Origin of the sequence: Paenibacillus sp. FSL H8-0283 (genome assembly GCF_045040675.1) — a bacterium.
In the GTDB taxonomy this organism is placed as follows: domain Bacteria; phylum Bacillota; class Bacilli; order Paenibacillales; family Paenibacillaceae; genus Paenibacillus; species Paenibacillus amylolyticus.
Map to the genome: position 1 here is coordinate 4,948,382 of NZ_CP150295.1, position 25,682 is coordinate 4,974,063.

A 25,682-nucleotide genomic window follows, 5' to 3' on the forward strand; every position below is an offset into this window, starting at 1 on the left:
TCCCTTATCTAGGTAGTTCGATTTGTTTGTTATCGCGAGATTCTTTGTACAGGATGATTGTGTTACCGATGAGTTGTACAAGCTCACTTCCCGTTTCACGGGCAACTTCTTCTGCCATCTCTTTTCTGTCCTCGTCATTGTTGTTCAACACTTGCACTTTCATCAATTCGCGCTTCTCAATCGCATCTTCGATGTGACGGAACAGGTGCTCGTTGGTTCCACCTTTACCAATCTGAAATACAGGGGTCAGGTGATGTGCCTGTGACCGCAAAAAGCGCTTTTGTTTACCGTTTAACATGAATACTCCATACTCCTTATGTTGAGCAGGCCCTGATCGACAGCGCAAAAACTGTCCGGACCTGACCATTCAATTATTATTTTCACACTTCAAAACTGTTTAGTACGGCACGTCTCATCGTTTCCACAGGAGCGGGAATGCCGAGCCAATGTTCAAAGGCCACTGCGCCCTGATATACAAACATACCCAGACCACCGTGCACCGTGCATCCTCGTATCCGCGACTCTCGAAGCAGACGGGTCTCCTGCGGATTGTAGATCAGATCACTCACCGCTGCGCCTTCACGGATCAGTGCAGGATCAACTGGTACGTCATCAACATGAGGATGCATTCCGGCAGCCGTTGTGTTAATCACGATATCAGCCGTAGCCAGTACCGTTGTAGCGTCTTCCATGCCACTGCCCGAGATTTCTCCCAAGCCATGGCCTCGTAAATCCGAAGCAAGTGTAATAGCCCTGTCCGCTGTACGGTTCAGAATGTGGATCCGTTCAGGCTTCTCCAGTGCAAGTGCATATATGACACCTCTCGCTGCTCCACCTGCTCCCAGGACAGCGATACGTTTGCCCGCAAGCTCAGGCACAGCCTCTTCCTTCAACGATCGGACATAACCAATACCATCCGTATTGTACCCTGTCAGTGTTCCACCTTCATTAACGATGGTATTCACCGCACCAATCAGGCGAGCACTTTCATCGATCACATCCAGATACTGCATCACCTGCTCTTTGTGCGGGATGGTCACATTAACACCACGATAGCCCAGTGCCACAATTCCGCGAACGGCCGCTTCCAGTTGATCCGGATGAACATGCAATGGCATATACATTCCATTCACTCCTGCAGCCTGCAGAGCCGCATTGTGCATTGCCGGAGACTTGGAGTGAGCAATAGGATCACCCATAACACCAAGCAACACGGGAATTGAAGAGTTGAATTTGTTCTGCTCAGACATAGGTCCGCCTCCGATCCATCTGATGTACAGCTTCTGAGATTATTAGATCAAGGATGGGCGGATCTGTACACGAATGCCTTTTGGAGCATGAACAGCAACAAGCGCTCCAATATCGCCATTAACCTTAATCCAGCCCAGACCCGAGATGAATACATCCGATTGACTGCCGCGTTTGATGCGGAATTCATGTCTGGTCCATTCAGCCATCTCTGCTGCATCCTCACGGGTTGGCGGAGACAACAATTCTCCCAGATGGTCGCGGTACAGATCATCTGCACGCTCCAGCTTCGTCCGGTGAATATCAAGCGCAGTGCTGATAAAACAAGTGAACGACTGGCGATCACCTTCCACAAAGTCAAATCGAGCCATGCCGCCAAAGAACAGCGTCTGACCGGAATTCAACTGATACACAGCGGGTTTAAGCGGTTTTTCCGGCATGATGGCAGCGAGGTCCTTACGTGAAACAATCTCGCTGAAACGCCATGGATACACGATTCCAGGCGTATCAATGATATATTTTCCATCATCCAACGGAATGTTCACCATATCCAGCGTTGTTCCCGGATAACGGGATGTGGTCAGTTCCTGCTCCAGATCGCTGTAATCACGGATTAGACGGTTAATCAGTGTGGATTTACCCACATTGGTACCGCCTACCACGTACACGTCACGATCTTCGCGATATGTTCCTACAAGCTCAAGCAGACGGTCGAAGCCCTGATTTTGCTTTGCACTGCACAAGACTACGTCCACTGTACGCAAACCCTGTTCTTTGGCTTGCTTTTGTACCCAGTTGCGAATCTTGTTCCAGTTAGTTACTTTCGGAAGCAAGTCCGTTTTGTTCACAGCAAGCAATACCGGATTGTTGCCTACAAAACGTTGCAGACCGGAGATAATACTGCCATCAAAGTCAAACAAATCAACGATATGGATGACAAGTGCATCCTTATCCCCGATTTTGCTAAGTAGCGCCAGGAATTCGTCCTGATCCACCGTAACGGATGATGACTCATTGTAGTTTTTGATGCGGAAACAGCGCTGGCATATAACCGGTTCACGATCCAATGCCTTCTCGGGGATAAACCCTGGTAATTCCGAATTTTCTGTTTGCAGATGCACGCCGCATCCGCTGCACCTTACGGCAAGATTGCCGTTATGCGGTTCTGTCATTTCTTCTTTTCCTCCTCAAGCCATAAGCCTTTCCTGCGTAAACTCGTTAGAGCAATCCGTTCCACGCGTCGATTGAAGCGGGTCATAAAACCTTCGTCCCCAATGGAGATTGGCAGTACCAGAACGGTATATAACCCCATTCGGTTCCCTCCATAAACGTCCGTAAGCATCTGATCGCCTACTACAATCGTGTTTTCAGGAGATAACTCCATCATTTTCATTGCTCTACGAAACGGTACATTCGATGGTTTGCGTGCACTATGCACAAACTGGATATCCAGCGGGGTCGCAAACAGGGATACACGATTCAAATTGTTATTGGACACAATCATCAGCTTGAAACCTGCCTCTTTCACACGTGCAAACCATTCAATCAGTTCGGGCGTAGCGTCAGGGGCTTTGGCTCCAACGAGTGTGTTATCCAGATCAGTTATAATTCCACGGTAGCCTTGAGCGTACAGCTCTTCCAGATTAATGTCAAAAACCGTGTCTACACGCAGCTTGGGCATTAACATTTTAAACAAAGAAGTCACCTCAGTTTCATACGACACACTATATCACAAATCCGTCTTTCCTGAAAATGCATACAGCGCCTGATGGCATAGGAAAAAAGGAAAAACGGGACGGGCAACAACTATGCCCGTTCCGCTTTCAGTTCCTTCCGCAGCTTCAAGGCGGTCTGATAGACGCCCTTCCAGTCGTCGGCAGTTACGGACGCCGGACTGTAACGAGTCTGTTCAAACTTCGTGAGAAGCTCATACAATGTTGCTTCTGCAGCAGGTTTTGCCTGGATCCAGCGGGCTACCGATTCACGAAGTGTCTCGTCTCCGCTCCGGGTCAACCCTTTGCGTTTCACATACTGAATCCAACGCTCGGTCTCTGCCACTACCTTCTGTTCAGGGGTGAGCGGTCCACCTGTCCGTAAACGAAGCAGGAAGAATCGCATAGAGAAACGATTACGCCAGAACATATAGGCTACCCACAATACAATAATGGCTCCTGCAGCCCAGATAACAAAAGTCGGGATGGCAGACGATGTCTGCTCAGGTGCAGGAGTCTGCTCTTCCTCTTGTACCGGCTCCTCTTCTGGCTCTTCTTCAGGCTCATCTACAGGTTGTACATCAGGCTGTTCCGTCAGCAGCGGCATATCAAAGCCCGGCGTTGCTTCAACAGGAATCCAGCCATACTCACCAAAATAAACCTCTGCCCAGGAGTGTGCATCTGCATTGGTAACGGTGTAGGTCGTCTCAATCTCCGCACCAGGTTGACGCGGGGCCTGCATGTCCGAATTCAGGGACAATTGTCCAGGCGCATAACCTTTAACCCACCTTGCAGGAATGCCCTCCGAGCGCGCCATCATCACCAGCGCAGTGGAGAAGTAGTCACAGTAGCCTTCCATAATATCGAACAGGAAACCTTCCACAAAGTCGTTGCTTACTTTTCGAGATAAATCCGGATTGTTTGTGTATTCAAAATTAGTTTGTAAATAGTTTTGCAGTAATGCCACTTTTTCATACGGAGTATTCGCAGATGCCGTTATCTCGGCTGCCAGATTCGAAACCCGGTCAGGGAAACGGGATGGTAACTGCAAGTACATATCATTTGCCGGATTACTGTTATACAGATCTTCAAATGACTTCGTACGAAGCTCATCTTCCACAATCACAGGTGCTTCCGATACGATAGTATACGTCTTGGGATACTGTGGTTGCTGACGGTCTGTCACCACATGCAGTTCAGCCTGTTCAGCATTCCACAACATCCGTTCCGTTCTGTCCTCACCATTAATTGAGCTCACTTCCGAGATCGAATAAGCACCAAAGAGAATCGGATAGACATTATCATTCAGCATCGTTACATTCTGAGTCACTTGTTTGGTATTCACATTACCCGATTCCTGGTTCTCCAGAGGCTGTCCGGCTTGAACATTCTCTGTCGTACCCCGTCCACGGTCATCCCAACCTGTGCCTGTATACTCTGCACGTGTCTCACCGCGCCAGTAACTACGCTCATTGGTCGTGACAGACATGACAGGGGTATAGTCGAAGTTGAATCCTCCACCAAGCTGATTGTCTTCCCTGCTGTATCCCGATTCGGTAGCCGCGGGAATATCAAGGTTTCCGTTACCAGCCTGACTTGTGGAAGTTCCGGTATAGTTACGCCATGCCGTATATGGGTCCGTCAAGGTGGGTGGAATCTCAGGCATATTAACGCTGGCTACAATAATCAAAGAAAAGATAATGGCAATATTGGCCAGGACTTTATAAGGATACCGGATGATTCGTTTCCAACCTTGTGGATACTGTAGCTGATAGTTACGGAAATGCTGACATACGAGCCATCCCATCCCCGCAAACATCACCCACGCGATTTCAATCCAGAGTGGAATCTGAGTGAAAGAATCGAGAATCCCCATCGAAATGATGTTAACACCCAAAAAAACAAGAATACGACGTGTGGTGGTCACGAGTCGAAGCGCAGCTTCAAGCATCACCCATGCACACAGGGAGAACCAGATGTACGGCGTCATGTGTAATATGAATTGCTCCGCTCGGTCCGTTAAAGAGCCATAAGGGATGTATACCGTATAATCAATTAGCGTTTTATGCAAAATGTAACCAACAACGACCGCCTTGATGATCGCCCGATAGATCGTTTTGAAGGGCAGAATGACCTCCAGTACACTGACCGCTGCAAGTGTCCATAACACCAGAGAAGTTGTCTCCGTGTACCACGATTCCTGCGTAAATGAAATCCACTGCATTCCAATCAGGAAAATCCAGAGCAATGACGCTGCATGATACCAGGATCGTTTGCCTGTAACACTTTCATTTCCTTTTGTACTCATACAGAACCTCCCCCCATCACCGTTGGAAGCTCCTGCAAGTGAGAAACAGTGAATGACCTCGTGCCTCTTCCACGCAACATGGCATTCCACTCGGCACTCCGGCGAGATTCACTGGTATCGATCAGAATATGACATGGCGTCATGCCCCGCGTATCGGCCCAGCGCAACAGTTCCATTATTTTTTCATCCTTCTGGGGAGAAATCACGACAAAGTAAGCTCCCTGAGGCAGTTGACGTGCGATTCTTTCCACGCCGGGTAACAGATGGGTATCCTGACCGTTATATTGAATATCCACCAGATGATGCATCATCTTCTGTCGTTCCATCAGACTTTCACTGGGGGCCATGAAGGATGTCTGGTCTGACAATGTCAACAATCCCATCCCCATTCGTTCCCTGACACCATACTCCAGCAGAGAGGCAGCCGTGGAAACGGCAATTTCAAATGCATCCCCATGTTCATAACTTGATGCCAGCGCATCCAGAACCAGAATGGTTTTGGGCACAGACTCATGTTCAAACTCCTTGGACTTCCAGTTCCCTGTCTTTGCCGTTGCATTCCAGTGAATGCGGGAAAGTCGATCTCCGTATACGTAGTCACGTACACCATTGATCTGAGTGGTCTCTCTCCGTGAGCGGGTTAACGCCGTCTGAGGGCCGGATAACCGTGATTTGCGGTCGTAAAGTTGCCAATATGGAATAAATACCGTTCTTGGCAGTACGCGAAACTCACCTTTGGCCTTAAACTTTCCTCGATGTTCAATCAGTCCAAATATGTCCTCGCTGGCACATTCCGTTTCTGAAAAGACATACTTTCCCCGCTCAAGTGGCGGTGTCTGGAATGACAGCTGGCCATTACCTCGCATATTGGGAATCAAACTTTCCTTGAACGACCACGATTCTCCGTTATGCCGATGCAGCATTTCACGCACAACAACATAGGGAAGCGGGAGGAATCCCGGAATCGTCAGACTCAGCTGTACTTGAACCTGGTCACCCGCATGCAGCAATTCTTCGTGGTCTGGACCAGAAGATAACCTACGAACTCCTTGAGCACGTCTTACCCCGCTAAATCCAGCAATGGCAAGGTACACACAGAGCAGGGTCACCATCGACAGCAGCATAAGGGATGTCTTCCCGCCCTGAAACAAAACATAAGCCAGACAGCACATCCACACCATTGCGATGCTCCATACGCGTGGGTGGCGTAACCCTCTATTGACTGTTCTCAAAAGCGGCTTCATGAACTATTGCCCCATGGAGACGGGCACGCGTACTTGCTGGAGTACGGCATTCAAAACGGCCTCGGAACTCATACTGTCCAGTCTCGATTCGGGACGAAGCACAATACGATGAGAGATCACATAAGGGGCCATCGTTTTCACATCATCCGGAAGCACATAATCACGTTCCTGCAAGAAAGCAAAGGCTTTTACGGCCATCATGAACGATATGGCTGCCCGTGGGCTGGCACCCAGCAATACAGATGGGTGGGAGCGGGTTTGACGAACAACATCCAGCAAATAGTCCATGACCGGATCACCGATAAAGACTTCTTTAATCTCCTGTTGGATTGCCGAGATCTGGTCCATATGAGTCACGGATTCAAGACGATCAACAGGCTGACCGAGCTGATGCTGTTTCAATAGAATTTTCTCAATTTCCTTATCGGGATAACCCAGACTTATTTTCAACATAAACCGGTCGAGTTGTGCTTCCGGCAAAGTATACGTACCTTCAAAATCAATTGGATTCTGAGTTGCACAGAGCATGAATGGATGTGGCAGATCGTACGTATCACCATCAACGGTTACGCTACGCTCCTCCATCACTTCGAGCAGAGCCGATTGGGTTTTTGTTGTGGCCCGGTTAATCTCATCAGCTAGCAAAATGTTGGTCATCACAGGACCTGGCCGGAAATAAAAACGCTCATCCTTCGGATGGAACACAGATACGCCCGTAATATCACTAGGTAAAATATCAGGATTACATTGAATACGCCGGTACTCACCACGCATGGATTTCGATAATGCCTTGATTAACTGCGTTTTGCCAGTTCCCGGTACGTCTTCAATCAGAACGTGCCCGCCTGCAAGCAAAGCTGTAAGTAAAAGTTGAATTTCAAAGGATTTCCCCATAATGCAGGATTCCAGATTTGAACGAACTGCGGATATGATTTGGATCGACTCTTTGCGCACAGGCATGTGGTCTAACCTCCTAAAAAAGCATACGGATTTCCTTTTATTGTACATGATCCAGAGTCACGAGTACACTCGAAGGAACTCACAATTTGTTTCCAGCCCGTCAGATTCACCGCAGTTCTCGCATGAATACGACAAAAAAGCCCCGGATAAAAGTTATCCGGAGCCTCTGCTGAATCGCAATATGTTCAAGGAGATTCCTCATTCTATGTTAGCCTTTTGGTCTAACGACCAATGCCGCGAGAAAAGAAAAGATGATCGCTGACGATATTCCCGCAGCAGTCAGATCGAAAATCCCTGTAATCACACCCAGCCATCCCTCTTTTTCCAACTCCGTCAATGCCCCGTGCACCAAGGAATTACCGAAACTTGTGATGGGGATGGTAGCACCCGCACCTGCAAATTTAACCAAGGGGTCATACACGCCAAATGCATCCGCAAGCGCACCTGTCACAACAAGTGTACTCATGGTATGAGCTGGGGTCAGTTTAACCCCATCCATTAAAAGCTGTCCGATAACACAGATTAAACCGCCAACAATAAATGCCCACAAGAACTGCATTACCTTTATCCCTCCTTTTCTATGGCTACGGCATGTGCAATACAAGGAATACTTTCACCCTGCTGGTACGAAATCGGAGATAACAGCGCCCCGGTAGCAACAACGAGCACCCGTTTAAGATCACCCTTCTGCATCCGGTTCAAAATATGACCATAGGTGACGGTGGCAGAACATCCGCATCCACTTCCCCCGGCAACCACATAAGGCTGTTTCTCCCGATCATAGATCATCAGGCCGCAGTCATTAAAAACTGTCTGTTCCATGGGAATGCCTTCTTTTTGCAAAAGCTCTTTCGTAATTGGCAGACCGACGGAAGCCAGATCCCCGGTCACAATGAGATCATAATAGCCGGGTTCCAATCCCGTATCCCTGAAATGAGAGATTATAGTGTCGGCTGCTGCTGGCGCCATGGCTGAACCCATATTAAAGGGATCTTTGATGCCCAAATCCATAATGCGTCCAATGGTGGCTTTGGTAACAACGGGACCATCACCCGTACGGGAGACCACACCACACCCTGCTCCTGTGACGGTATATTGGGCATAAGGCGGCTTTTGGGAGCCATACTCCGTCGGATACCGAAATTGTTTCTCCACCGTACAGTTGTGGCTCACCGTTCCTGCAAGAACATAATCGCCAGCTCCGGAGTCAACAATCATGGACGCTAACGCTAACGTTTCCATGGAAGTAGAACAGGCTCCAAAGACACCCAAGTAAGGCACACCCAGTTTTCGCGCTGAAAAGGAACTGCTGATAATCTGGTTCATCAGATCTCCACCCACAAAAAATTGAAGCTCTTCCTTGGTGATATTTGCATTTATCAAAGCCAGTTGGGAGGCCTGTTCGAGCAGTTTACGTTCTCCCTTTTCCCACGTTTTCTCGCCGATCTCGAGGTTGTCGTAGACATAATCGAAATCAGATGACAGTGGACCCTCGCCTTCTTCTGGTCCTACAACTGCGGATTTACCGATGATCCGCGGACGATTTTCAAACTGCCATGTCTGGCGACCCAATCGTTTCACAGGTGCCCACCTCCAAATCCCAAAAAGGCATAAACGATCCCTACGACAAATGCTGCCACGACACCAAACACAATAACGGAACCAGCAAGTTTAAACATGTTGGCCCCTACACCGAGCACCAGTCCTTCAGCACGATGTTCCAGTGCAGCAGAACACATGGAATTGGCAAATCCGGTAACCGGTACAGCCGTTCCCGCTCCTGCCCATTGAGCCATTTTATCGTAAACGCCGAGACATGTTAGAATAACCGATATGAGAATCATGACCGCTACCGTAGGACTGGAAGCTTCCTTTGATGTCATGTCGAAACCGGCCATAAAAGCCTCTTGAATGGCCTGTCCAATCAAACAGACGGTACCCCCAACCAGAAATGCTTTGAGGCAATTTTTCAGGATTGGACGAGGCGGCTCATGTTTTTTTGCGACTTTTTTGTACTCCTTTTCATCCATGGACAGGGACGACGATTTTTTTTCGCTTCCGGATGCAGATTGAGCTGGCAAGATACAAGACCTCCTCTATGTGAAAATGGTTCAAAGCTACGGCTGAATGCCAATGTGTGTAATCCTATATTCATTGTTTGTTAATAATCGGAAGGTTATGTATCCGGCGACAGACAGCATATGTTTCCAACAAGATTATGTTGTGAAAGCAAGATGGGAATACGCCGGATCTGAGGACTTTTAGATACGTCTATAAATAAAGAAGAACAATCACGAGCAAGATAAAAAGAACGATAAACAGTACTTTTTCCGTGCCCTCTTCTGGAGGCTTCATTGGATATTTAGCTCCTTCCTGTAAACAGACAAACAAATAATGAAATAAAGAACTTCACAAAATGATGACATCTCCTCCATATATTCATATTCATTGAAGTGGCATCAGGACTGCGACTACAGCGGATAGAGTCATGAAACTTGGACACGGTAAGCGCCCAAAATATGCCTTAAATACGTGACATAAACATGGACAATCACTTGCGCAAGGTTCATACTGTAATGTGACCAGTGGTTAAATAACAAGTCCTCAGCATATTAAAGTGCATGTTCAAAAAGATAAAAGACTTTTTGAACTACATCTTAAAAGGACAACAGGCGGGTAGCCGTTCTACTGTGACCTGAAATACATACCAACAGAGGAGTTGTTGACACATGAATGAAAAAACGATGGATATGTTCCGTACGTTGACGGAATTTCCTTCCGCATCCGGTTTTGAACGTGAGCTTCGCGGCTGGATGAAAGATAAGCTTTCCGCTTATACCGATGAGTTCGTCCAGGATCGCCTGGGGAGTCTATTTGGTGTATTACGCGGGGAGGAATCCGGTCCCAAAGTTATGGTAGCCGGACACTTTGATGAAGTAGGTTTCATGACTACTGGCATTACCGAAACAGGTATGATCAAGTTCCGTCCACTGGGTGGATGGTGGAGTCAGGCTGTACTGTCTCAACGATTGGAAATCATCACACCGGATCGTCGGATTACCGGAGTTGTAGGTTCTACACCTGCACACTTGCTGGACGAGTCCCAGCGGAATAAACCTGTGGATCTGAATTCCATGTATCTCGATATTGGAGCAGACAACCGTGCGGAAGCAGAATCCTGGGGCATTCATCCAGGGATGCAGATCGTACCGATCTGTGAATTTACGCCTATGGCGAACCCGAAAAAAATTATGGCCAAAGCGTGGGATAATCGTTACGGCGTAGGACTTGCACTTGAACTGGTTGAAGCGCTGCACAAGGAAAAACTTCCTAACACACTTTACGCTGGTGCAACGGTTCAGGAAGAACTGGGGCTTCGCGGTGCACGTACGGCCGCCAATCTGATTCAGCCTGATATCTTCTTTGCACTTGACTGTAGCGCGGCAAATGATATGACAGGTGACAAACAGTCATTTGGACATATCGGAGAAGGCGCATTGCTTCGTATTTTTGACCCGGGTATGTTCACCCATCGCGGAATGGTTGAATATGTTCAAGATACGGCTTCATCCAATCAGATCAAAATGCAGTATTTCATCTCACCAGGTGGTACAGATGCAGGTCAAGTTCACCTGAGTGGCATTGGTGTACCATCAATAGTTGTTGGTATCTGCGCACGCTATATCCATACCTCTTCTTCCATCATTCATACGGATGACTACGATGCGGCCAAAGAACTGATCGTGAAACTGGTCAAAGGTCTGGATCGGACAACGATGAATACCATAATTAATAACGCGTAATAGCTGACGAGACTTCCTATCCATCGGGAGGTCTCTTTTTTATATTCACAACGATATCAGTTAGACACGTAGATTAATAGGCCGAACATTATAGGGAATTACACATAAGATACAATAACGGAAGATGAATTAAACACCAAACAGCGGGGGACCTGTTATGGCAGTGAGAAGGAATGGAAAATCGAATAAAGGTTCCAAAAAAACAAATGCCGCAAACACCCTTCTCAATGGCAACCTTAAAGGAAGAAATCTGGAACTTATCGTTGCAGCATTACTGGTAAGTGGGAAGTTAAGAGTGGATGCGGTCACGTTGTTTCGAGAAGCTACACTGGTCGTTGAACTGGTTGGGCAGTATAAATCGCTACAAAATATTACACCATCGAATCAAGACAAACTGGTGCAATTCCTCGATGAGATCGGTGGCGATATGACGTTGAATGACGTTATACGGGCTTTCCAACAGAGAATCAATTCCTAAACACCAAGAAATGAGGTTGAAGTGATGTCTGACTTTGACGGAAATGGGTTCGCTGAACTACTGATCATTGTCATTCTTGTTGTTTTATTTGTATTTGGTTCTTCCGATATTGACGACCTGACTGATTCTCCTTCTCAATCCTGAATTGGCTAGGTTATTATTACGATCCACGATCCATTCATTATGAAATGCATACCTGTAAACGCCAGCCCACAATATGCGGGCTGGCGTTTTTGGATGGCTATAGAAATAGCGGTGAGAATGCAATCCAGGCCAAAATAAGAGTAAGCACAATGCAGACATTCTCTACAACGGCACCACGCTTGGTCCCTGTACTCATCAGATTCACCCGTATGCGCCACTTGAGCGGTGGTAACGGACGAATACCCCGATTGGTTAGTGAATCGGCCAATAGATGCATCGCATATGCCGTGCCTCCCGCTACCCAGATCTCCGGACCCTGCTGCTGGGTCGTGCTGTACAACAAGCCCGCCCATATTGCGGTTCCGTACAGGGTATGTGTCAGTCCCCTATGAGTCAGTGTGGTACAGAGCATTAACAAACTGCCTGCAATCAAGTTCCACGGTGCGAACGCGTGACCATAAAAGACCAGTCCAAGTCCAATCGCAAACATCAACACTTTGCGAAGCGAACGCGAAGGCAGGAATGACACAAGCGCAATGAGGATCGCAAGCAATAGGTTCCATGGTTTGGCATGAACATAGAAGTACACAAATACAGCTGTGGGCAACAGAATCGTCTGTAACAACCTGATCAGACTGTTAGGCAAGGCTCTGGATACCAGCAGCGAATTTGGCTCATCAATGTCAGGCAATAACGAACCAATCAGAGCAACCGTAACTGCCGGCGCAGTCACCGGCATACCGGCCAACTGCAGAACAGAAAGCGACACGCCGGTCCCGATAATAAGGTGAGATCTTCCCATCATGATGCAAAAACGTCCTTTCGAAGAAATCGGGAACAATACGGCCCAGTTTCGATTTTACAACGAAAACAAAATAAGAACAATAGTTCGCATTTATTATTTGTATGAAAATAAATATAACTTTCTGTGATGGGGCTCACATTATTATATTTATGACTCTTTTATCTTTATTAGTGAATTAAATCACATAAACTGTCGTCAACTACTTGTATAATTTCAAATATAAACCACTAAAATTTTGAGTAATGTACAGCGTCTATTCAAGGAGGCATACACACATGAACGGAAAAAAAGAGAACCTCATTATCATTGGTAACGGTATGGCAGGAATCAGTACCGTTGAGCAAATTTTAAAATTAACTACGCGATTTGATATTACCGTTTTTGGCACAGAGCCCTATCCTAACTACAACCGCATTATGTTGTCTTATGTACTGGAAGGAAGCAAAACTCTGGACGATATCGTACTGAACGACCTTCACTGGTATGAAGATTACGGCATTACGCTGCACACAGGCACAACGGTTACACGAATCGATGCCGAGACGCACGAAGTTGTGACTGAAGATGGAACTCGCGTTCCTTATGACAAAATCATCATTGCGACTGGCTCCAACTCCTTCATTCTCCCTGTACCAGGACATGACAAAGAAGGTGTTGTCGGTTTCCGCGATATCGCCGATTGCAATGTCATGCTGGAAGCTGCTAAACAGTATAAACGAGCGGCCGTTATCGGGGGCGGACTGCTAGGCCTTGAAGCTGCCAAAGGATTGGTACAACTTGGTATGGAAGTTACCGTAGTGCATCTGATGGAAGATCTGATGGAGCGTCAGCTTGATCCACAAGCTTCAGCCATGTTGAAAGCTGAATTGGAACGTCAGGGTATCCGGTTCAAGATGGGTGCGCAGACTTCCGAACTGCTGGGCGGCGAACGCGTTGAAGGGATTCGTTTTGCAGATAATACGGTTCTGAATGTTGATTTTGTGGTCATGGCTGTAGGGATTAAACCTAATACGGTCGTAGCTCGTGAAAGCGGTATGGAAGTGAATCGGGGCATTGTCGTGAATGACTATATGCAGACTTCACTTGAGAATGTGTACTCGGTTGGGGAATGTACAGAGCACCGCGGGGTATGTTACGGCCTCGTTGCCCCATTGTTCGAGCAAGGCATGATTCTCGCGAAACATATCTGCGGTGTGGAGACCGCTCCTTATGAAGGTTCAGTTGTATCCACGAAATTGAAAATTTCGGGTGTAGATGTCTTTTCAACTGGTGAATTCATCGACAGCCCAGAGCACACCGTCATTTCGCACAAAGATGACTGGAAACGGACTTACAAAAAAATTCTGCTTCGTGATAATAAAATGGTCGGCGCTGTTCTCTTCGGTGACATTACGGATTCTGCCGAATTGCAGAAACTGATTAAAAATCAAACCGAAATGACCGAGGAATTGTATGGTTCACTCATGGGTACAGGCTGCGGCGGTCATAAGAAAGCAACCTCTGTTGAAACGATGCCCGAGGACGAGATCGTCTGTGGATGTAACGGGGTAACCAAAGGAGCCATTGTTGATGTAATTACAAACCAGGGCCTTACCACTGTTGATGAAATCAAAGCCTGTACCGGTGCAACACGCTCTTGCGGTGGGTGTAAACCGGTTGTGGAACAGATTCTGCAATATGTACTTGGAGACAGTTTCAGTACTGGAGCCAAACAGGGCATCTGCGGATGTACTTCCATGGGTCGAGATGAAATCGTAGCCGAGATTCGTGAAAAAGGATTACAAACGACCAAAGAGGTCATGAATGTACTGGGTTGGAGTCAACCTGAAGGTTGTTCCAAATGTCGTCCGGCGATCAACTATTACCTTGGCATGATTGCACCAGACACACACGAAGATGAGAAAGAATCCCGTTTTGTTAACGAACGGATGAATGCGAATATTCAAAAAGATGGAACGTATACGGTTGTACCTCGGATGTATGGCGGGGTGACTACACCAGCGGACCTCAAACGTATCGCTGACGTTTCAGTCAAATATGATGTGAAAGCAGTCAAAGTGACTGGGGGTCAGCGTCTCGACTTGATTGGTGTTAAAAAAGAAGATCTGACCAAAGTCTGGGCAGAACTGGATATGCCTTCAGGTTATGCATACGCCAAATCGCTGCGTACAGTCAAAACATGTGTCGGCTCCCAATTCTGCCGATTCGGTACACAGGATTCCATGGCCATGGGCGCTCGCATTGAACGTAAATTCGAACGTCTGGATCTGCCAGCCAAGTTTAAATATGCTGTCAACGGTTGTCCGCGGAACTGTGCAGAGGCATGTACAAAAGATATTGGTATCGTAGGTAACGACGGCGGCTGGGAGATCTTTATCGGTGGTAACGGCGGTATTAAAGCAAGACTTGCTGATTCCCTGTGCAAAGTGAAAACGGATGAAGAGTTGATTGAACTGTGCGGAGCCATCATGCAATATTACCGCGAGACAGGTAACTATCTGGAACGGACTTCCGAGTGGGTGGAACGCATGGGTCTGGAGCATATTCGTTCGGTTGTTGTGGATAACCTTGAGGAACGTAAAGCGTTGATGCAGCGGATTGAATTTGCACTTGAGCATGTTGAAGAACCTTGGCAAAAAGCGATTCGCAATGAAGAAGGCCAAAGTAAAATGTTCCATGGAATTGAAGTATCGGCTCGCCCATAAGTAAGCTCGCAAGATAATACTGCCGGAATGTTAAATATAGATAAGGAGTGGTTTAAGATGACGACAAAACAATCAGGCACCTACTTCCCTGCCGGAGTAGTTGAAGAATTCCTGCCACGAATCGGAAGAGTAGTTGAGATTAAGGACCATCAGCTTGCTGTCTTTCGTGCATCGGATGGTACCATCTTCGCTGCGGATAATCACACCCCCCACCCTAAGGGTGGGCCACTGGCTGAAGGGATCGTGTCCGGGCATTATCTGTACGATCCGCTGTATGATTGGAAAATTGACCTGACTACCGGTCTTGTGCAAGCACCGGACAACGGTCAAGTACAGATGTATCCGGTTAAGGTAGAGAACGGCCAGGTCTGGATTGAAATATAACTCCATTGAAACGTTCAAAGATTGATGCAAAATAATGGTTGGGGGAAACCGTGATGTATACACCAAGTGTTGAGGCAATTATTGAAGCTGCGGTTAAAAAACGGGATCAAATGAACGCAAGCCTGTCACGATATATGGTTGCTGCCTTGATGGCTGGTGCCTATGTAGGGCTTGGCATCGTTCTGATCTTCAGTATTGGTGCTCCGCTCCTTGCGGCACAGTCACCACTGCAAACCATGTTGATGGGCATGTCCTTCGGACTCGCGCTCACGCTGGTTATCTTTGCCGGATCGGAACTGTTTACAGGTAACAATATGTTCTTTACCATGAGTACACTGGCAGGCCGAACCACAGTGAATGAAACGCTGAAGAACTGGGGGCTCGTCTTTGTTGGTAACCTGCTCGGCGCAATTCTATTAAGTCTACTTATAGTCGGTAGCGGCCTGTTCAAAACGGCTACGCCGGAACATCTGTTATTCGTTGTGTCTGCCAAAAAGATGGCGGCACCCATGTCTGAGTTGTTCTTCCGAGGCATTCTCTGTAACTGGCTCGTCTGTCTGGCGATCTGGATGGCAGCTCGCTCCAAAGAAGATATCGCCAAACTTGTTCTGATCTGGTGGTGTCTGTACGCATTTATCGCAAGTGGTTATGAGCACAGTGTTGCCAATATGACTTTGCTGTCTTTATCCTGGTTGCTTCCAAACCACCCGGATACAATTACGATGGCAGGCTGGTTCCATAACATGATTCCGGTAACGCTTGGTAATATTATCGGCGGTGCCCTCTTTGTTGGAATGGCGTACTGGTATACTTCTCCGGTACGAAAAAAAGCATAATTCTTGATTCAACTACACTTATGTAGCCTAGAGCACAACATCTACACACACTGAAGCCACGATGGATGCCGAACTCACGTTCAGTCACACATCGTGGCTTTTTATTGTTTGTCGATAAGCTGCTACTCTCTCGTACGTTTCCCTTTCATCCTCTCGTCCTTCTATAGAGAATTAAAACTTCATTTTACCTTCGTCGCTATCCGCGTTAATCCACAGTTGACATAACTGGCGTATAGTCGATGGATACTCACACTTATACTCAACCAGCAAAGGATGAACGCTTATATGGGGATTCACACATACTTCAGGTCACTGAATGATCTTGAACGTATTATTCGTACACCTGGCAAATTCAAATTCGAAGAACACAGCGTATCCGCTCATTCCTGGAAAGTCGTACAGTACGCCAAAACGCTCGCAGATATTGAGGAGCAACATGGAACCACAATCGATTGGAAGAAGTTATACGAAATTACGAGCAGTCATGATTATGGCGAAATCTTCATCGGTGATATCAAAACACCCGTCAAACATTATTCACTGGAGCTGCGTTCGATGCTACAAAAGGTGGAAGAAGGCATGGTTGAACATTTTATTAATGAAAATATTCCTGAAGAGTTCCAGCCCATTTTCCGCAGACAGCTACGTGAGGGCAAAGACCAATCGGTTGAAGGACTGATTCTCGAAGTCGCAGACAAGATGGATCAGGTATATGAAGCCTTTGCTGAGCTCCAACGTGGCAATACGGAGAAAGAATTTATCGTTATGTACCGTTATGCCTTGGTCAAAATCAAAAATATCGACCTCCACTGTGTGCAGTATTTCCTGGAACAGATTCTCCCCGACATGATCGAAGAAGGTATCCGCTCCCCGTTTGATATTCGCAAAATAACCGAAGAAGCTCTGGCCCAGTAATCAGCTCAAGTCAACATGGTGCTCATCATCCATGGACAGGGCTTTTTTTCGTTCCTGAAGTTGCAGTCGGTACTCGCTAGGGTACATGCCCGTTTTGTTTTTGAAGATCCGGCTGAAATAGTGGGAATCACTATACCCTACCGCTCCACCAATGGTCTTGATATCCATATTCTCGTGCGTGACGAGCATGCGTTTTGCTTCATTAATCCGCAGACCTGTCATATATTTCAGCGGAGTCTCACCCGTTACTTTCTTAAAACACTTTCCCAGATAGTCCACACTAAAATGCATCTGTCCCGCCATGTCTTGGAGTGTAATCTCATGCATGTAATTCTGCTTCAAATACAACTTAACGGCCTCTGCGATATCCTCCGGCTTCACCTGCTCATCCAGTACGGCACTGACATGCGCAAGCGAATCCACAGCGCTCCCAAGCTTCAATTCCATCGCATCCAGCAGTGTACGAAGCTGTTCTTCCGATAATGGTTTGAGCAGATAATCCTCCACCTTGTAACTGATTGCCTGCCGTGCATATTCGAATTCATGATAACCACTCAGGATCACAATTTTCACATGCGGATAGGCAAAATACAGATGTTTGGCGAGCTCCAATCCATTCATCACCGGCATCTGTATATCAGTTACAACCAGATCAGGTACGGAATTTTCAATGAGCTGTAACGCTTCCTGACCGTTCCGCGCTTCACCAATCACCTCGAACCGGGTGTCCAGCTCTCTGAATTTGCGCGAGACATTCCGGCGGATCAGGGCTTCATCTTCCACAATAATCGTTCTGTATTTGATTGTCATGGGTTCAGTCATGCTCCTTTCGAATGGAACCACCTATGGTAATCTGGACACCGCCGGAAAGCTTGTTCGTAATCTGCATGTGGGCTGCTGTGCCATACCATAATTTCAATCGGACCCATATATTCTTGAGTCCCATGCCGTTAATTTCGAGATCAGGCATACGCTCCCACTCCTGTGACTGTTCGATGTAATGCATGATCTTGGCAAGTGCTTCGGGTTCCATGCCAGGCCCGTTGTCTTCTACGTGGATCATCCAAGTCTCCTGTACCGCATCCATAGCTCCAGTAATATTCAGTTTCCATGGAGGGGTATCACCCAGTCCATATTTCATGGCATTTTCGAGTAGTGGTTGTACCATCAGCATCGGAACCTGGATAGGCTGCATCTCTTCCGGAATATGAAACTCGTAGTGTAGATCATCCTCAAACCTAATCTTCATACACTCCAGATATCGCTCACAATAATCCAATTCTTGGGACAGGGGAACCCCATTCTTTCTCGGAGTAGAAATATAACGCAGCATAGACGCAATATTGCCGCAGAACGCGACAATCTGCTCATTCATACCTTCTTCCGCCATAATGCTAATATTTGTGATGTTGTTATAGAGAAAATGCGGGTTCATCTGGGATTGCAGCGCCAGTAATCTCGCTTCTGTCTCCTGAGATTTCATCGCCAGCCTGTCCTGAAACGATTGCACAAGCTGTTGATTCAGCCGGATAAACGTATCATTTAGCTCATCCATCTCCCGAATAGAACCGGGATGCTCCAGCTTGAACAATTGACCGGAATCCTGACCCAATACCAGATCATTCTCACCCGTTTTCTGAATAATGCGCTGCAAACGATGTAGCGGCAATGTAACCCGTTTGGAGATCAGATACGAGAGAACCAGAATCAGCATGAGAGTAGCAAACGTCGCACCGATAAACATCACAGCCATCCGGTTGAGACTCGCAAAAAGGGACTGTTTGGACTGCATGACAATAACGGTCCATCCCGTCTCCTGTGACGTCATGTACGTCATCATCTGTTTGGACTGACTCAAAGGATCGCTAATCTCCTGCATCGTATCAGGCGGAAATGAAAGATTTTGAATCAAGTCCACATCATCGAAATGGCCTGCTTGAGAAGCATCAGCAGCCGAAGAAAGTGGAAACAACCGTGTATTTTGTTCATCCACTACATAGATCCGAAGATCGTCGTTATTTGCCTGCAATTCATTCAAATGCTGAAACAGGGTTCCGGCATCCTGCAAAATCTCAACGACACCCTGGCTGACATAGTTGCCATCTTTGTATACCCGGGTAAGAGAAATGTAGGGTTGATCCGATTTTCCCTCGCCGGTCGGCATGGGCAAGGCTCCGCCCTCTAACAATTGGATCACTCGCCAGCCACTCCGCTCCCAGGTTTCCTTGTACCACGGTCGCTGAGTCAGGTCTACCGACAGTTGACCGTTGAATGCACCCGCTCCCAACATCTTGCCATTCACGTCATAGATATTGGCCTGCTTGGCTGTATTGGAGCTGCTGATGATCGCAAGAATGACATCAATTAGTGTGGTTGTATCCTTATACAATGCTGGGTCACTCGTCATTGTCTGCTCACTGCCTTCTGCTGGTGCCAAGTAGTGACTGAAGTGTTCTTTGACCAGATTGGAGTACACGATATTCATGGAAAAGTTGTTCATTTTCACCACTTCCTGATCCAGGTTACTGACGATTGATACACCCAGTTGTCTCTGCTGTTCTTCACTTCGCTGACGAATGTCACTTGCGAGAAAAACATACAGAAGCCCCGCCACAATCAGCGAAAAGATAATAAATACCGCAGAGTAATAGGCAAACAGACTTTGCTGAAGCGTTCCAAATCGATATCGCAATTCCCTCACACCTCGTCCTATGATGATATCTGTCACACCATTCGAAAATGTCCACCCAACAGAACGCTTTTGTCTATTGAGCACATCCGCTGTTCACAGTAAAGTTATTCACATAAGAATACGCTTACATTAAGCGTTTCGGCAAGTGACAATTTTCTTTATATTCCGGGAGGTTAAATGATGAGAAAACGATTTCTATTTTCGCTTGCAAGTGTGCTCCTGCTCTCCACTCTGCTGCTTGCCGGGTGCAACTCAGGTAAAAGTACGGAAGGTTCGGGTAAGGTGACTCTCACGTTTGGAACAAGTCAATCCGGTATTCCGCGTACAGGCATCATGCAGACGATGGCCAAGGAATATGAGCAGGAGACGGGTGTCAAAATTGACTTCCAGGTCGTACCTGACGCACAGTGGCGTGACCTGATCAAGGTGAAGCTCGCTTCTGGCGAAGCACCTGATATTTTTAATGTCGATGTGGACCCACTGAGCATGCCGGCTAACGTAAGACCGGAGGAGAATGCCATTGACCTGACCAATGAGGAATTCACAGGTCGGATGTCTGAAGAGATTTTGCCAACTGTCAGTCATAATGACAAGGTGTACGGGGTTTCTTTTGCACCAACGAAAATCTGGTATGTGTACTATAACAAACGTATCTTCCAAGAGCTCGGCATAGAGCCTCCTACATCCTATGCGGAATTCAAGGTCATCAGCCAGAAAATTAAGGATAAAGACATCATTCCGTTCTATCAAGCACCTGCCAGCGGGTGGTATCAGGTTCTGCCTTTGTTCGAAACGGGACCTAACTATGAGCAAACAACAGCGGGAACCTACGAGAAATTAAACAACAATGAGATGAAAGTCGCAGATATGACGCAACTCAAGACGGTCATTGAACAGTTGAAAGAATTTGCGGATCTCGGTTATTTCGGCAAAGACTTCTTGTCCAATACGGTAGAAGCGGGAATTGAGGCGTTTGGTCAGGAGAAAGCAGCGATGTTGCTGCGGGTTCCAGGGACGGAAAAGGAAGTGTCCGAAGCGTATCCGGAAATGGAAGACAATATGGGATTCTTCGTCATGCCATGGGGTGACAATCAGACGATTGGTGTGAATCCTGGCGGTTCAGCTGCGATGTTTGGTAACAAAAACAGTAAACATCCTGAAGAAGTGCTGAAATTCTTCCGCTGGATTACCGAGCATGATCATCTGCAACGTGTGTTCGATGAAGGTGAAGGCAATCTGACGATCTGCTGGCCGGAAATCGAACCAAAGCTGACACAGGACTATATTGATTATGAGAAAAATCATGAAAAAGGTACGGTCATGCAGGCCGCTGTGAAATACATTGATCCACAATGGATGGATATTGGCAAGGACTTGTCAGGCATGTTCGCTGGCGCAATGACACCGGATCAGATTCTGCAAAATATTGATAAACGTCGTGCTGAACAAGCCAAAGTGCTGAAAGATGAGAAGTGGTAGTAACAGCGCACATCTCAGATAAATATAAACGCTGAACAACGTTACATGCAGCGGGCGTTTGCCCGCTCATGTATTTTGGCAGGAAGGAAAGGTGTTACGGATTATGAATGCGAACAAAATCTATCCCTGGTATTTCTCATCTGGAGCGATTGTGTTATATCTGCTGTTCATTGTCGCTCCCGCCCTGCTGGGCATCTATTACTCCTTCACCGACTGGAACAGTTATAGTTCGGAGAAGAACTTTATCGGTCTGGAGCATTTCCGCACCATTCTGGCGGGTGATCCGACCTATCTGCTTTTTATCAAAAACACAGTCCTCTTCACCCTGGTTACATCCATCGCCAAGACCATTCTGGGCTTATTTCTGGCTCTACTCTTGGTTAGCGGTGTAAAGGCCGCCAATCTGCATCGGATGATTATCTTCTCACCACAGGTGCTATCGTTCCTGATTGTTGGACTCGTGTTCAAAAGTCTGCTTGACCCCAACAACGGGTTCGTTAACGTAACCCTGCGTTCCATGGGACTGGACGTTCTCGCCCAGAACTGGCTGGGCTCCCTGACCTGGGCCATGCCATCCATTATGGCAGTGGATACGTGGAAAGGCATGGGATACATCATGGTGCTGTTCATCGCCGGACTGCTCGCCATTCCCCGTGATTATTACGAAGCAGCATCCATTGATGGCGCCGGATTCGGGCAGAAGCTGTTCCGGATCACCATTCCGATGCTGATGCCTACCATTACCATCGCCACGGTACTTAATATTACATACGGGCTGAGAGTATTCGATGCCGTATACGTGTTAACCAATGGTGGCCCCGGTAACGCAACAGATGTCATTAACACGGCGGTCTATTCCTCTTTTGCCAAAGGATATTGGGGACTCGGAAGTGCACTATCCACCATCCTGTTTGTCATCATGGCAATCATCTCCTTTTTCATCATTCGTTTGATGAACCGAAAGGTGGAATACTGACATGCGATTGAGAAAAAGATTGGCTTCGATCGGGTTAAATGTACTCGCCTGGCTGCTTAGCCTGGTGGTCCTGATTCCTTTTGTCGTCATTGTACTGAATTCATTCAAGTCGGACGCCGAGGCCAAAGTGCTTAAACTGACGTTGCCCGAGAAGTTTATTTTCGAAAATTACAAAATTGTCTATGAACAGGGACATTTGGGCGGTTCTTTTTTCAACAGTCTGCTGCATTCTGGGGCTTCTTCTCTGCTACTGGTGTTTGTTGTGGCCTTCTCGGCCTTCACGTTATCCCGCAACCATTCGAAGCTCAGCAAGTTTCTGTACTTCTTCCTGATTCTTGGTATCACACTGCCGCTTAACTACATTCCGCTGATGGAAGTCATGAAGTCCATGGGTATGATCAATTCACATGTCGGCATGATTTTGCTCTACACCGCCATGGGGATTCCGATATCGCTGTTCATTACATATGCGTTTGTGTCTAACATCCCGAAGGAGCTGGATGAAGCCGCAATCATGGACGGATGTAATGGGATCAAGCTGTTCCTGCGAATCATTGTACCTTTGTTAACCTCGGTGCTGGTAACGGTATTTGTTCTTAATTTCCTGAGTGTCTGGAATGAGTTTACTGCCCCACTCTATATGCTGAATACAGTGGAGATGTGGCCGATGACGCTGGCTGTATATAACTTCTTCGGACAATTCAGTGCCCAGTGGAATCTGGTCAGTGCCGATATCGTGCTTACGTCATTGCCTGTGTTGATTGTGTTCCTCATTGGGCAAAAGTATATTGTAGGAGGACTAACTTCTGGGGCGGTTAAAGGGTAAGCTCCACCGACAATCCAAATACACAAACGCATCTTGTATAAGTCCATCTGCTGACTCCTTAGCACAAAAAGCCCTTGTCTGCTCATCGTGTGAACAACTTCTTGGTACAGAAGAAGTATCACACGCTGCTGCGGACAAGGGCTTACGCTGTTGGATTCGAATTAATCGTGCGCCAACCCGCCAACATCGGATGGAGCCGCTATATCTGGGCTCTGCTCCAGAGATTTGATCATTTTCAAACGGGATGTGATTATTGCGATCAGAATAACAAACAGACCCGCGATGATAAACAGAAAGGCAATACCTCTGCCTGGCCCAGTTCCAATAATTTGACCAACAGACGAAGCCAGTGCTCCCCCCTCCATCAGCAACGGATTAAACACATGGTCGGCCAGAAATCCAGCCAAACTGTACGCGATAATAAACCCGAGTTGTGACAAAATACCAATGATTCCCCACACCCTGCCCTGCTTATCGTTGGCGATATTGTTTCGCACCAGCACATCTGCGCTCATATTGACAAACGGCAGTGATGACAGGAACAGAAAACCTGCGAAAATAATAAAATAAATGTTGGTGGATATCCCCAGAAGCGAGAAAGACAAGCCGCACAAAATTAGACCCATCACAAGCACACTTGCATATCTCTTTGTTATTGTAAATATGCCGATGCACAAGCTGCTAATCAGCATGCCGATGGCGCTAACAGACTGAAACGTTCCAAGTGTCTTTGCATCCGTGAATGACAGAAGCATCGGACCAATGAGTGTCTCCAGGAATCCCAGATAAAAGGTGACAAGTGAAATAATCACCACCAGCAACAGTACTCCCTTGTTGGTTACAACTTCTCTCCAGCCCTCTTGAATATCGGTGATCCAGTTTTTCCCTTCTCGATCCTCTCGCTCCACCTTCATGCTCTTCCGAATAACCAGCACAGCCAGAATGGCAACCAGGAATGTCAGAATATTAATGACCAGAATGACTTCAATGGTTGTTATACTAAGCAGAATGCCCGCAATGATGGGTGAAAACAGAAATTTCGAGGATTCAGCCAGTTGTACAAGACCGCTTCCTTTTGAGAATTGATCCTTATCCAGCAGGTCCGTAGCAGAGGCCTTATATGCCGGGCTCTGCAACGCGGAAAACACGGAACTAAAGGCCACTCCCACATAGATATGCCATAATTGGATATCACCTGTGAGCATAATGGACAGAATGAAAATCAAACCGGCTGCCGACCCCAGGTCGCCGATAATCATCATCGTTCGACGGTCGAATCGGTCTGCCAGTACACCTCCAATAGGTCGAAGCAGGATATTCGGCAGAAAAGTGAATAAGGTAATCAATGCAACACTTGTTGCCGTATTCGTTTTTTCGAAGGCATACACCCCCAGGGAGAAGGCTGTCAGTCCAATCCCAATCATGGAGATGAGCTGACCGAACCATACGACCAGAAACTTTTTAAATGATTTTTGAACGGTATGTTCCATGGATGATACTCCTTTCTCGGCTAACCTTGATTCGGAAAATAAAGACGAGTGACGTAGGCGAAGCTTCCTTGTTCTGCTCCCAGCACACGTTCCATAATATGTGTGAATGCTTCAACCTTTTTTTGAAGTTCTTCCTCCTCCCATTGAAAGATGCCTCGATCCAGCAAAAATTGTGACGATACGAGCAGGAATTCGATGGATTCCTTTGGGTTAGGTGTATGAAATACCCCCTCCTGAATGCCCTGCTCTACCACCTCGGCCAAGATGGGACTTAATCGAATTACCGTCTCTACAAGACTCTTTTGGTGCATCTCCACATTATGAACACTGTGCAATTGCTCGATGAGATCATGTTTTCTGCCGTCAGGCTGATTCTGCGCCATCATGATGCGAAAAATTTTGTCATGGGCGTTCAATTTGGGGTCGGACACCACGTGCCTGGCCGATGCCTCCCCGCTCAGAATAAAACGCATGACGATGGCGTTCATGACCTCTTCCTTGGACTGAAAATAATAATAAAATGTACCCTTGGCAATGTTGCACGCCTGAAGGATATCCATGACCGTAGCTTTGGTGTACCCCTTTGTTATGAACAGAATCTCGGCGGCATCCAAAATCTCGTTCCTGCGTTCTTCCGGGTTTTTTATCAGTCTCATATCCTGACCTCCGATACGTTC

Annotated in this window: 24 protein-coding genes; 9 read left to right on the forward strand and 15 right to left on the reverse strand. The window is 47.1% G+C overall.

Annotated elements, in window-relative coordinates:
• Positions 1 to 4: 4 nt before the first annotated feature.
• The 10 genes from yhbY to spoVAC all read right to left on the reverse strand — a co-directional run bounded on the left by yhbY (position 5) and on the right by spoVAC (position 9,553).
• Positions 5 to 298 carry a ribosome assembly RNA-binding protein YhbY gene (gene yhbY / locus MHI52_RS21990; protein WP_017687186.1) on the reverse strand — a complete coding sequence of 98 codons (294 nt, stop codon included), beginning with the start codon at positions 296 to 298 and terminating at the stop codon, positions 5 to 7.
• 82 nt (positions 299 to 380) lie between these two features.
• Positions 381 to 1,250 carry a shikimate dehydrogenase gene (gene aroE, locus MHI52_RS21995; RefSeq protein WP_282320680.1) on the reverse strand — a complete coding sequence of 290 codons (870 nt, stop codon included), beginning with the start codon at positions 1,248 to 1,250 and terminating at the stop codon, positions 381 to 383.
• Between the two features lie 42 nt (positions 1,251 to 1,292).
• Entirely contained in the window at positions 1,293 to 2,420 is a 1,128-nt protein-coding gene (gene yqeH, locus MHI52_RS22000; protein WP_036615146.1) for a ribosome biogenesis GTPase YqeH, read from the reverse strand.
• A complete protein-coding gene (locus MHI52_RS22005; RefSeq protein WP_036615148.1) occupies positions 2,417 to 2,944 on the reverse strand; it encodes a YqeG family HAD IIIA-type phosphatase in 528 nt (175 codons plus the stop codon). Before MHI52_RS22005 ends, yqeH begins: the two co-directional genes overlap by 4 nt.
• Positions 2,945 to 3,054: 110 nt before the next feature.
• Positions 3,055 to 5,268, reverse strand: coding sequence for a DUF4129 domain-containing transglutaminase family protein (locus tag MHI52_RS22010; RefSeq protein WP_405157625.1), 2,214 nt, complete (start codon positions 5,266 to 5,268; stop codon positions 3,055 to 3,057).
• The gene (locus MHI52_RS22015) at positions 5,265 to 6,512 is read right to left on the reverse strand and encodes a DUF58 domain-containing protein (protein ID WP_405157626.1); all 1,248 of its coding nucleotides are present in this window, start codon (positions 6,510 to 6,512) and stop codon (positions 5,265 to 5,267) included. The genes MHI52_RS22010 and MHI52_RS22015 overlap by 4 nt, the downstream gene beginning before the upstream one ends.
• Before the next feature lie 3 nt (positions 6,513 to 6,515).
• Complete coding sequence (locus MHI52_RS22020; RefSeq protein WP_036615157.1) at positions 6,516 to 7,472, reverse strand: MoxR family ATPase; 957 nt, start codon at positions 7,470 to 7,472, stop codon at positions 6,516 to 6,518.
• Between the two features lie 208 nt (positions 7,473 to 7,680).
• Entirely contained in the window at positions 7,681 to 8,031 is a 351-nt protein-coding gene (gene spoVAE / locus MHI52_RS22025; RefSeq protein ID WP_036615159.1) for a stage V sporulation protein AE, read from the reverse strand.
• Between the two features lie 5 nt (positions 8,032 to 8,036).
• Positions 8,037 to 9,053, reverse strand: a complete 1,017-nt coding sequence (spoVAD, locus tag MHI52_RS22030) for a stage V sporulation protein AD (RefSeq protein ID WP_036615162.1) — start codon at positions 9,051 to 9,053, stop codon at positions 8,037 to 8,039.
• Complete coding sequence (spoVAC, locus tag MHI52_RS22035; RefSeq protein ID WP_036615164.1) at positions 9,050 to 9,553, reverse strand: stage V sporulation protein AC; 504 nt, start codon at positions 9,551 to 9,553, stop codon at positions 9,050 to 9,052. The genes spoVAD and spoVAC overlap by 4 nt, the downstream gene beginning before the upstream one ends.
• 648 nt (positions 9,554 to 10,201) lie before the next feature.
• Between spoVAC and MHI52_RS22040 the strand changes: the two genes are divergently transcribed.
• Complete coding sequence (locus tag MHI52_RS22040) at positions 10,202 to 11,275, forward strand: M42 family metallopeptidase (RefSeq protein ID WP_036615166.1); 1,074 nt, start codon at positions 10,202 to 10,204, stop codon at positions 11,273 to 11,275.
• Between the two features lie 157 nt (positions 11,276 to 11,432).
• Positions 11,433 to 11,753 carry a hypothetical protein gene (locus MHI52_RS22045; RefSeq protein ID WP_036615167.1) on the forward strand — a complete coding sequence of 107 codons (321 nt, stop codon included), beginning with the start codon at positions 11,433 to 11,435 and terminating at the stop codon, positions 11,751 to 11,753.
• A 241-nt stretch (positions 11,754 to 11,994) separates the two neighbouring features.
• On the opposite strand, the gene MHI52_RS22050 is transcribed toward MHI52_RS22045, so the two are convergent.
• Positions 11,995 to 12,702 (reverse strand): metal-dependent hydrolase, encoded by a 708-nt coding sequence (locus MHI52_RS22050; RefSeq protein WP_036615169.1) that lies wholly within the window; start codon positions 12,700 to 12,702, stop codon positions 11,995 to 11,997.
• 275 nt (positions 12,703 to 12,977) lie between these two features.
• Here MHI52_RS22050 and nirB point away from each other — a divergent pair, with 275 nt between their 5' ends.
• The 4 genes from nirB (at position 12,978) to MHI52_RS22070 (ending at position 17,542) form a co-directional block, all read left to right on the forward strand.
• Positions 12,978 to 15,407, forward strand: coding sequence for a nitrite reductase large subunit NirB (nirB, locus tag MHI52_RS22055; protein WP_339283571.1), 2,430 nt, complete (start codon positions 12,978 to 12,980; stop codon positions 15,405 to 15,407).
• 57 nt (positions 15,408 to 15,464) lie between these two features.
• Positions 15,465 to 15,791 carry a nitrite reductase small subunit NirD gene (gene nirD, locus MHI52_RS22060; RefSeq protein ID WP_036615174.1) on the forward strand — a complete coding sequence of 109 codons (327 nt, stop codon included), beginning with the start codon at positions 15,465 to 15,467 and terminating at the stop codon, positions 15,789 to 15,791.
• A 53-nt stretch (positions 15,792 to 15,844) separates the two neighbouring features.
• Positions 15,845 to 16,627 carry a formate/nitrite transporter family protein gene (locus tag MHI52_RS22065; RefSeq protein WP_282320674.1) on the forward strand — a complete coding sequence of 261 codons (783 nt, stop codon included), beginning with the start codon at positions 15,845 to 15,847 and terminating at the stop codon, positions 16,625 to 16,627.
• A 285-nt stretch (positions 16,628 to 16,912) separates the two neighbouring features.
• Positions 16,913 to 17,542, forward strand: coding sequence for a YfbR-like 5'-deoxynucleotidase (locus MHI52_RS22070; protein ID WP_074095934.1), 630 nt, complete (start codon positions 16,913 to 16,915; stop codon positions 17,540 to 17,542).
• Here MHI52_RS22070 and MHI52_RS22075 read toward each other — a convergent pair whose 3' ends face one another.
• Both MHI52_RS22075 and MHI52_RS22080 read right to left on the reverse strand, forming a co-directional pair.
• Positions 17,543 to 18,352: a response regulator gene (locus tag MHI52_RS22075; RefSeq protein ID WP_405157627.1), complete on the reverse strand. Its 810-nt coding sequence runs from the start codon at positions 18,350 to 18,352 to the stop codon at positions 17,543 to 17,545.
• Positions 18,353 to 18,356: 4 nt separating this feature from the next.
• The gene (locus tag MHI52_RS22080) at positions 18,357 to 20,318 is read right to left on the reverse strand and encodes a sensor histidine kinase (protein WP_405157628.1); all 1,962 of its coding nucleotides are present in this window, start codon (positions 20,316 to 20,318) and stop codon (positions 18,357 to 18,359) included.
• A 93-nt stretch (positions 20,319 to 20,411) separates the two neighbouring features.
• On the opposite strand from MHI52_RS22080, the gene MHI52_RS22085 reads away from it, so the two are divergent.
• From MHI52_RS22085 to MHI52_RS22095, 3 genes are all read left to right on the forward strand, one after another.
• A complete protein-coding gene (locus tag MHI52_RS22085) occupies positions 20,412 to 21,713 on the forward strand; it encodes an ABC transporter substrate-binding protein (protein ID WP_405157629.1) in 1,302 nt (433 codons plus the stop codon).
• A gap of 103 nt (positions 21,714 to 21,816) precedes the next feature.
• Positions 21,817 to 22,689 carry a carbohydrate ABC transporter permease gene (locus MHI52_RS22090; protein ID WP_210108947.1) on the forward strand — a complete coding sequence of 291 codons (873 nt, stop codon included), beginning with the start codon at positions 21,817 to 21,819 and terminating at the stop codon, positions 22,687 to 22,689.
• A gap of 1 nt (position 22,690) precedes the next feature.
• Positions 22,691 to 23,515, forward strand: a complete 825-nt coding sequence (locus MHI52_RS22095) for a carbohydrate ABC transporter permease (RefSeq protein ID WP_017687163.1) — start codon at positions 22,691 to 22,693, stop codon at positions 23,513 to 23,515.
• Between the two features lie 161 nt (positions 23,516 to 23,676).
• Here MHI52_RS22095 and MHI52_RS22100 read toward each other — a convergent pair whose 3' ends face one another.
• Positions 23,677 to 25,005, reverse strand: a complete 1,329-nt coding sequence (locus MHI52_RS22100; RefSeq protein WP_036615192.1) for an MFS transporter — start codon at positions 25,003 to 25,005, stop codon at positions 23,677 to 23,679.
• 20 nt (positions 25,006 to 25,025) lie between these two features.
• Positions 25,026 to 25,661, reverse strand: a complete 636-nt coding sequence (locus MHI52_RS22105) for a TetR/AcrR family transcriptional regulator (protein ID WP_036615194.1) — start codon at positions 25,659 to 25,661, stop codon at positions 25,026 to 25,028.
• Positions 25,662 to 25,682: the final 21 nt, after the last annotated feature.

Bases quoted from the DNA above. Each gene is read 5' to 3' on its own strand.
- spoVAE (WP_036615159.1), bottom strand. From the start codon at position 8,031: ATGCAGTTCTTGTGGGCATTTATTGTTGGCGGTTTAATCTGTGTTATC.
- MHI52_RS22070 (WP_074095934.1), top strand. From the start codon at position 16,913: ATGGGGATTCACACATACTTCAGGTCACTGAATGATCTTGAACGTATT.
- MHI52_RS22040 (WP_036615166.1), top strand. From the start codon at position 10,202: ATGAATGAAAAAACGATGGATATGTTCCGTACGTTGACGGAATTTCCT.
- nirD (WP_036615174.1), top strand. From the start codon at position 15,465: ATGACGACAAAACAATCAGGCACCTACTTCCCTGCCGGAGTAGTTGAA.
- yqeH (WP_036615146.1), bottom strand. From the start codon at position 2,420: ATGACAGAACCGCATAACGGCAATCTTGCCGTAAGGTGCAGCGGATGC.
- MHI52_RS22010 (WP_405157625.1), bottom strand. From the start codon at position 5,268: ATGAGTACAAAAGGAAATGAAAGTGTTACAGGCAAACGATCCTGGTAT.
- nirB (WP_339283571.1), top strand. From the start codon at position 12,978: ATGAACGGAAAAAAAGAGAACCTCATTATCATTGGTAACGGTATGGCA.
- MHI52_RS22090 (WP_210108947.1), top strand. From the start codon at position 21,817: ATGAATGCGAACAAAATCTATCCCTGGTATTTCTCATCTGGAGCGATT.
- MHI52_RS22105 (WP_036615194.1), bottom strand. From the start codon at position 25,661: ATGAGACTGATAAAAAACCCGGAAGAACGCAGGAACGAGATTTTGGAT.
- MHI52_RS22065 (WP_282320674.1), top strand. From the start codon at position 15,845: ATGTATACACCAAGTGTTGAGGCAATTATTGAAGCTGCGGTTAAAAAA.
- aroE (WP_282320680.1), bottom strand. From the start codon at position 1,250: ATGTCTGAGCAGAACAAATTCAACTCTTCAATTCCCGTGTTGCTTGGT.
- MHI52_RS22085 (WP_405157629.1), top strand. From the start codon at position 20,412: ATGATGAGAAAACGATTTCTATTTTCGCTTGCAAGTGTGCTCCTGCTC.
- yhbY (WP_017687186.1), bottom strand. From the start codon at position 298: ATGTTAAACGGTAAACAAAAGCGCTTTTTGCGGTCACAGGCACATCAC.
- MHI52_RS22075 (WP_405157627.1), bottom strand. From the start codon at position 18,352: ATGACAATCAAATACAGAACGATTATTGTGGAAGATGAAGCCCTGATC.
- MHI52_RS22045 (WP_036615167.1), top strand. From the start codon at position 11,433: ATGGCAGTGAGAAGGAATGGAAAATCGAATAAAGGTTCCAAAAAAACA.
- MHI52_RS22095 (WP_017687163.1), top strand. From the start codon at position 22,691: ATGCGATTGAGAAAAAGATTGGCTTCGATCGGGTTAAATGTACTCGCC.
- MHI52_RS22015 (WP_405157626.1), bottom strand. From the start codon at position 6,512: ATGAAGCCGCTTTTGAGAACAGTCAATAGAGGGTTACGCCACCCACGC.
- MHI52_RS22100 (WP_036615192.1), bottom strand. From the start codon at position 25,005: ATGGAACATACCGTTCAAAAATCATTTAAAAAGTTTCTGGTCGTATGG.
- MHI52_RS22050 (WP_036615169.1), bottom strand. From the start codon at position 12,702: ATGATGGGAAGATCTCACCTTATTATCGGGACCGGCGTGTCGCTTTCT.
- MHI52_RS22020 (WP_036615157.1), bottom strand. From the start codon at position 7,472: ATGCCTGTGCGCAAAGAGTCGATCCAAATCATATCCGCAGTTCGTTCA.